A 7,242-nucleotide genomic window follows, 5' to 3' on the forward strand; every position below is an offset into this window, starting at 1 on the left:
GCGGGGGTTTTCGTGGGTCGCGCACCGGCCACTGCCCGGGCCCTTCGTCGCGGTGGGGGGGGCGCCCCCCCGGGCCCCCCCCCACTCCTGCGACGCCGCGTTCGGCCTCCGGGTCACCGAGATCCTGGCCGCGGCCGAGGCACGGCTGGCGGACCGCGGGGAATGACCGGTCCGCGGCGCCGGGGAGGAGGCCGGTCCCTCCTCCCCGGTGCCGCCGGTCACCGCGCCGTCAGCGCGTCATCCGGCCGCGGCCTCCGGGTCGGCCCAGTAGTTGACGCGTTCGCGTACGACGGGATAGCCGGCCGCGGTGAAGTGCGCGGCCATCGGGGCGTTGCCCTGGTCGGTGGCGGCGCCTATGAACTCGGCGCCCTGTCCGACCAGGAAGTGGGTGCACTCGGCGAGCAGGTCGTAGGCGTAGCCGTGGCCCCGGTGTTCCGGCACCACGCCGATGAAGGCCACGCACGGCCCGCCGGGGTTGTGCGCCGGGATGTGGATGCCGACCGGGTCGCCCTGCGGGGTGCGGGCGATCTGCCACCACGCGCGCGGTGACGGGAACCAGCGCAGGATCTCCAGGTCCTCGCGGGCGGCCTGCTCGACGCCTCCCCGCTCGATGGCCCGGCGGGCGTGCGCGTCGAGCGTGCCGGCGTTGATGCGGCGCAGCAGGTCGAGGAACACGGCGTCGTCCGGCTCGGCGGTGTACCGGAGCCGTCCGGGCCGCTCGGGCAGTCCCCGGTCCGGGGTCCAGCGGTAGAGGAAGCGCTCCACCAGGGGGGTATAGCCGGCCTGGCGGGCGGCACTCTCCCGGACGGCCACCGCGTCCCGGCGCAGCGGGTCGTCGCGCCAGCCGGTGGGCAGGTCGAGTTCCAGTTCGGGCGTCTTCCAGGGTGCCGTCCTCAGCAGCTCGGCACCCGCCTCCTCCTCGCCCTCGGCGACGTCGAACCAGTTGACCAGGAGCGGCTCGGGGTCCTCGGGGCGGCCCCACCAGGCGGCGCGCGCCACGGTGCGGCCGTCGCGCAGGGCGATGCGCTGCCAGTCGGGGCGGTAGCGGGTGCTGCGGTGCTTCTCGCTCAGGGCGAGCGGGTCGGGCATGGTGCGGAACAGGTGAGCACTGCTCTCGTCGAGCGTGCGGATGACCACGTCGGTCAAGGAGTCCTCCGGGATGCGTACGGTGTGCGCGCTCCCGGTCTGGTCAGACGTGACACGCCCGCGGCACGGGGAGGGGGGAGCGCTGGATGCTGGTGATCCTCATGACACTCGCCTCCTTCTTCCGTCCGTCTCGGGCGTGGTGATCACAGGCTAGAGGGCCGGGCGGCCGGGGTCCACCCGTTTGTGCCAGGCGTTCGCGCGGGGCGTCGGGCGGGTTCTTCGACGCGGCGCGGGAGGCCGGGGGCGGCGTAACTTGGGGATGTGGAATCGGTGCGCGGCCGGTCGTCGCGCGGGGACCGGGATCGCGGCTGGCTGCGGGGCGCGCCACCGCCGTGGTGGATTCGCGTGCTGCCGGTGCTGCTGCTCGCGGCCGTCGGCTCGGCCACGGCGGTCACACCCCACGCGCGCGACCTCGGCTTCCTGCTGGGCGCCATTCCGCCACTGGCGGTCCTGTCCTACGGCCCGCTGCTGACCGCTCTGCTCGGGGTGGGCGCGATCGTGGTGCTGAACATCCCGGCGACCCATCTGAACCTGCCGGGCAACACGGACGTGCTCACCATCGCGTTCGTGGCCGCGCTGAGCGTGTTCGTGTCCTTCGTGCGCAGCCACCGGGACGCCCAGCTGGACACCGAGCGGGCGATCGGCGAGGCCGTGCAGCGGGCCGTGCTGCCGCCGCTGCCGGACCGGGTCGGGCCGGTCGGATGCGCGGCCTTCTACCGGGCCGCGCAGGACGGGACGCTGGTGGGCGGCGACTTCTTCGACGTGCGGACGGGGCCGTGCGGTGTGCGCGCGGTGATGGGTGATGTGCAGGGGCACGGGCTGGCGGCGGTGGCGACGGTGGTGTCGCTGCTGGGAGCGTTCCGCGAGGCCGCCCTGGACCAGCCGGACCTGGAGTCGGTGGCCGCCCGGCTGGACCGCCGGCTGGCGGTGGACTCGGCGGACGTCCGGCACGGGGAGCTGTTCGCGACGGCCCTGCTGCTGGAGTTCGCGGCGGACACGGCCGCGGTCCGGCTGGTGGCCTGCGGTCATCCTCCGCCGGTGCTGCTGCGCGAGGGGCAGGGCCGGGAGGTGACCGTCGCACCCGGTCCGCCGCTGGGCATCGGGCTCCTCGGGGTCGACCCGCCGAAGGAGGTCACGGTGGCGCTCGGAACGGGTGACCGGCTCTTCGTGGCCTCCGACGGCGTGTGGGAGGCGCGGGACGCCACCGGCGCCTTCTACCCGCTGCCGGAGCGGCTGGCCGCCCTGGCCGGCACCCCGCCGGCCGAGCTGCCCGGCGCGGTGTGGGCGGACCTGGCGCGGCGGCGCTACGCGATCCGCGACGACGTCACCATGCTGGTGCTGACGCCCGAGCCGCCGGCCGCCTGACCGCGACGCCCCGCCGGGCGGCCCAGGTCCCGCGGGAAGATCAGCCCACGTCCCACAGGAAGCGGTGGGTGTGGATGCCGAAGTACGGGAAGGACCGGATCTCGCTGACTCCCTCGATGGGGCGGACCACGTCGTTGACGAAGTCGAGCAGCGCCTTCGGGCCGGGTGCGACCACCTCGGCGAAGAGGTCGAAGCCGCCCGAGGTGAGCACCGAGTAGACGACCTCGGGGCGCTCGGCGAGGGCGTCGGCGACGGTCCGGGGGTCGCCGTCGACGCCGATGCCGAGCAGCGCCATGGCCTGTCCGCCCATGGCCATCGGGTCGGTGACGCCGACCACCTGGACCGCCTTGGAGTCCAGCAGCCGCTGGAGGCGCTGCCGGGCCGCCGAGGCGGACAGTCCGACCTTGGGGCCGAGATCGGCGTAGGCGATACGGCCGTCGGTCTGCAGTTCGCGCAGGATGGCCCGGTCGATGTCGTCCATGTCCTTCATGGTCCTTCACGGTCCTTCATGTCGTCCGGCTCTCTTCCTCAGGCGGCCAGTTCGCCGAGCGCCGCGGCGAACACCTCGGTGTGCGTGTCGACGTCCCGCTCGGTGGTGTCCGGGCACATCAGCGCCATGTTGTGGAACGGGGTGAGCAGGATGCCCCGGTTGGCGAGGTAGAGGTGCAGGTAGTCCTCCAGCTCCGGGTCGGAGGCCGCCGCGGACTCGGTGCCGGTGCGCGGGGCCGGGGAGGTGAAGCGATACTCGGTGCGGGCGCCGAGCCGGCTGACCGACCAGGGCAGCCGGTGGGCCTCGATGCCGGCCCGGACGCCCGCCTCGAAGCGCTCGGCGAGGGTCGCCATCCGGGCGAACGCCTCGTCGGTCAGCACGTGCTCCAGGGTGGCGCGGGTGGCCGCGACCGAGAGCGCGTTGCCGGCGAGGGTGCCGCCGACGCCGCCCATGTCGACGAGATCCAGGTCGGTGCGGCCGAGCAGCCGGTCGGCGAGTTCGGCGGACAGCCCGTACGCGCCGGCCGGGATGCCGCCTCCGATCGCCTTGCCGATGGTGAGCAGGTCGGGTTCCAGCTCCCAGGCGGCCGTGCAGCCGCCGGGTCCGGCGGAGAAGGTGTGGGTCTCGTCGTTGATGAGCAGGGCGCCGTAGCGCCGGGTCAGCTCCCGGACGCCGGCGAGGTAGCCGGGTTCGGGCAGCACGATGCCGATGTTGGTGAGGGCGGGCTCCATCAGCACGGCGGCGACGTCACCGTGGACCAGCTCCCGCTCCAGCCCGGCGAGGTCGTTGAACTCGGCGACCCTGCTGGTGAGCGTCACGTCGCAGGGTGCGCCGACGTTGCCGGGGCGGGCGGTGCCCGTGCCGTCCGGGCCGGTGACGATCAGCGACTCGTCCACGCTGCCGTGGTAGCAGTAGCTGTTGACGAGGATCTTGGGCCGGCCGGTGACGGCCCTGGCCAGCCGGATCGCCCAGCGGTTGGCGTCGGTCGCGGTGAGCGAGAAGCTCCAGCGGGCCAGTCCGAAGCGCCGGGTCAGTTCGGCACCGACCCACTCGGCGTCCTCGGTGGGCAGCATGGCGGTGGCCCCGCCCAGTTCGGCGTACCGGCGGTTCACCGCCTCGGTGACGGGGGCGGGTGAGTGGCCGGCCATCGCGCCGGTGTCGCCGAGGCAGAAGTCGATGTACGCGTGCCCGTCGACGTCGGTGACCCGGGCGCCGCGCGCCCCGGCCAGGTAGCGCGGGAAGGCACCGGCGGTCTTGTTCATCCAGGTCATCGGCACCCGGCCGAAGAGGTGGTCGGCGCGCGCGTACGCCGCCCGGGAGCGCGGGTTGCGGCGTTCGGCCTCGGCGCTCTCGCGGGCCAGAAGGGCGGGCAGACGCGTGCGGTCCATGGGACACCTCGACAGAGACGGGGAGAGAATGCCGTGAGCGTACGACGGAAACAACAGCCGCATCAAGGTGTGACGCTCGAATCGATTGCCTTAACGATCGAATCGAGCGTCCCCGTTCCGCCTCATCCCCGGACGGGTGACGCGTCCGCGTGTCCCAACTGACGAACCGGCACGCGGAGTTCGAACGTCCCGGCTCAAACGCCAGGGCACGCCACCCCTTCCGCCACGTAGAAATATCTACAACCATGCATATGCCGGGTTGGCGTGCGAACGCGCGAAGTGCCCGGTCAGGGCCGTTCCCTGCGCGCGGGCGGGCGAGCGAGGACATCCGGAGCGGTGCATGACGAACACGATGTGGATGCGGGGCGTGGAGTGGCTGGCGGCTGCGTCCGCCGACCCGCGCGCCTGCAAACGGGAATGGGACCACGGCGACGGCATCGCACTGCTGGAAGCGGGCCGCTTCTGGGACGTGCTGAGCGTTCCCGACGGGCTCGGGCTGCTCACCCTGGACCTGCTCTGGCGGCCGGGCCTGCCCGTCCCCGGGCCGACGCTGGTGGACACGGCGGCGGGGCGGGTCGGCTTCTTCCTGCCGCCCGACCCGTCCGGCGGCTGGATCGGCGCCGGGCTGCGGTACGCGACCAGGGGCTCCTGGGTCGCCGTACCACCGCCCTACCGGCCCGCCCGCTCCCTGGAGTGGCTCGTGCCGCCCGACGGCTCCGGCACACTGCACGCGCCCGGCGCCCTGGAGGAGGCGTTGCAGCAGGCCAACGGCACGCTCGCGGTCCTCGCGCCGGTGTGCGGGCAGTACCGGTAGCCGCTCACAGGTGCCTGGCCTCGCGCCGGGCGCCGCCGGTGCGGCCCGCGAGGGCGGCCCACAGCGCGTCCGGCTCGGCGGGGACGGTGCGCCCCTGTGCCCGCCACTCCGCGACGAGCCCGGCGTAGATCGGCTCCCCGGTACGGTCCATCTGGCGCAGCCGGCGCATCCGGTCCATGCGCTCCATCCGGTCCATCCAGTCCAAGCGGTTCATGCCGGGGCAACGCCCAGGACCCGCCACCGGTACGCCCCGCACCGCCCGCTCACCGGGTCGGGTGACACCATCGCCCGAACGAGGCCTTCCACCCGTCCGACAAGCATTCCGTCGGTCGAGGGCGTCCCGGCCGGCACGGAACGGGGCCGGAGGGTGCGCCTCGGCCGGCGCGCGCCGAGCGCCGCGCGCCGGGCGCTTCTATGCTGGGGAGGTCCGGGCTCCGACGTCCGCCCCGCGCACGGTCGCCGCTCACGTGCCGTTCACGTGCTTGGAGGCAGCCCATGTCGCCCACGTCCGCACGCCTGCGCCGGGGAGCCGTGGTCGCCGTACTGGCGGGAACGCTGTGCGCGCCGCTCTCGGCAGGCGCCGCACCGGCCGCCGTACCGGCCGCGACCGTCGCCGCCCCACCCGGCCCGTCGGCCTCGGAACCGGAGGTCCGCGCCCTCTCCCCCGCCGTGACACGCCAACTCGACGCGGCCGTACGGCGGGTGATGCGCGAGGCCGGCGTGCCGGGCGTGACCGTCGGCATCTGGACACCGGGCCGGGAGAGTTACGTCCGCTCGTTCGGCGTCGCCGACAGGGCGACCGGCCGGAGGATGACGCCGGACCTGTACACGCGCATCGGCAGCGAGACCAAGACGTTCACCGTGACAGCGCTGCTCCAGCTGGTGGACCAGGGCAGGGTCCGCCTCGACGACACGATCGGCACGTACGTCGACGGCGTACCCAACGGTGACCGGATCACGCTCCGCCAGCTGGCCGGCATGCGCAGCGGGCTGTTCAACTACTCCGAGGACGACGCCTTCTTCAAGGCGCTCACCTCGGACCCCCGACGTCCCTTCACACCGTGGCAATTGCTCGACTACGCCTTCAGCCATCCGGTGCTCTTCCCGCCGGGCGCGCGGTTCTCCTACAGCAACACGAATCTCATCCTGCTCGGCCTGGTCGTGGAGAAGGAGAGCCGCCTGCGCCTCGGGGACTACATCCAGCGGCACATCCTCGGCCCGGCCGGCATGCGGCACACGCTCTTCCCGCAGGGCAGCGAGTTCCCCACCCCGCACGCGCAGGGCTACACCGACCAGACCGCGAACGGGAAGGTCGCCGACGCGGCCGGCTGGAACCCGTCCTGGGGCTGGGCCGCCGGGGCCATGATCTCCACGCTGGACGACCTGCGCGTCTGGGCACCCACGGTCGCCACCGGTGAACTCCCCGACGGCGGACGCCTGGTCAGCCCCGCCATGCAGAAGCAGCGCCTCATCACCCCGGCGACCCCGATCCCGGGTGCCGGATACGGGCTGGGCATCTTCGACGTACGGGGCTGGATCGGCCACAACGGCTCCCTGCCCGGCTACGAGTCGCTGACCGTCTACCTCCCGGCGACGCGCACGACGCTCGTCGTCCTCCTCGACACCGACATCGACCACGACCACCAGGAACCCAGCACGCTGTTCGGCCGGGCGATCACGCGGATCATCTCTCCGCGACACGTGTTCGACCTGCCGGCGGCACCGGCGGCCAGATGACATGGCTCCGCCGGCGGCCTGGGGGGGTATGGCCGCCGGCGGAGACGCCGCGCCCGGGGCCGGGGGGGAGAGGGCCCTGGGTGACTCAGAGGTCGGATGCCCCGGAATCCGGGAAGTACACAGACGACTTCCGGATGATTTTCCAAAGCCCGCCGGGCGCCGCGACGGCGGGCACGACCCGGCGGGGAGGGTGCGCGCGAGGCGGGCAGGCCACCAGGCAGCAGCGGGACGGGCGGTGGGCCGGCCGTGGCCCCGCACAGGCGGACGGAACCCCTCGGCCGGGCCTGGGCACGGGCACACCC

Annotated in this window: 7 protein-coding genes; 3 read left to right on the plus strand and 4 right to left on the minus strand. The window is 73.7% G+C overall.

Annotated elements, in window-relative coordinates:
• Window positions 1-237: 237 nt before the first annotated feature.
• Entirely contained in the window at window positions 238-1,146 is a 909-nt protein-coding gene (locus ABZV94_RS28820) for a GNAT family N-acetyltransferase (protein ID WP_356345367.1), read from the minus strand.
• A gap of 261 nt (window positions 1,147-1,407) precedes the next feature.
• On the opposite strand from ABZV94_RS28820, the gene ABZV94_RS28825 reads away from it, so the two are divergent.
• A complete protein-coding gene (locus ABZV94_RS28825; RefSeq protein ID WP_356345369.1) occupies window positions 1,408-2,511 on the plus strand; it encodes a PP2C family protein-serine/threonine phosphatase in 1,104 nt (367 codons plus the stop codon).
• Window positions 2,512-2,551: 40 nt separating this feature from the next.
• Here ABZV94_RS28825 and ABZV94_RS28830 read toward each other — a convergent pair whose 3' ends face one another.
• A complete protein-coding gene (locus tag ABZV94_RS28830; RefSeq protein ID WP_356345380.1) occupies window positions 2,552-2,992 on the minus strand; it encodes an Lrp/AsnC family transcriptional regulator in 441 nt (146 codons plus the stop codon).
• A 47-nt stretch (window positions 2,993-3,039) separates the two neighbouring features.
• Window positions 3,040-4,389, minus strand: a complete 1,350-nt coding sequence (locus ABZV94_RS28835) for a transaminase (protein WP_356345370.1) — start codon at window positions 4,387-4,389, stop codon at window positions 3,040-3,042.
• 340 nt (window positions 4,390-4,729) lie between these two features.
• Here ABZV94_RS28835 and ABZV94_RS28840 point away from each other — a divergent pair, with 340 nt between their 5' ends.
• Entirely contained in the window at window positions 4,730-5,203 is a 474-nt protein-coding gene (locus ABZV94_RS28840; protein WP_356345372.1) for a hypothetical protein, read from the plus strand.
• A gap of 4 nt (window positions 5,204-5,207) precedes the next feature.
• On the opposite strand, the gene ABZV94_RS28845 is transcribed toward ABZV94_RS28840, so the two are convergent.
• Window positions 5,208-5,417: a hypothetical protein gene (locus tag ABZV94_RS28845; protein ID WP_356345374.1), complete on the minus strand. Its 210-nt coding sequence runs from the start codon at window positions 5,415-5,417 to the stop codon at window positions 5,208-5,210.
• A 281-nt stretch (window positions 5,418-5,698) separates the two neighbouring features.
• Here ABZV94_RS28845 and ABZV94_RS28850 point away from each other — a divergent pair, with 281 nt between their 5' ends.
• The gene (locus tag ABZV94_RS28850) at window positions 5,699-6,940 is read left to right on the plus strand and encodes a serine hydrolase domain-containing protein (protein ID WP_356345376.1); all 1,242 of its coding nucleotides are present in this window, start codon (window positions 5,699-5,701) and stop codon (window positions 6,938-6,940) included.
• Window positions 6,941-7,242: the final 302 nt, after the last annotated feature.

The organism is Streptomyces sp. NPDC004658, assembly GCF_040609555.1.
Taxonomy (GTDB): domain Bacteria; phylum Actinomycetota; class Actinomycetes; order Streptomycetales; family Streptomycetaceae; genus Streptomyces.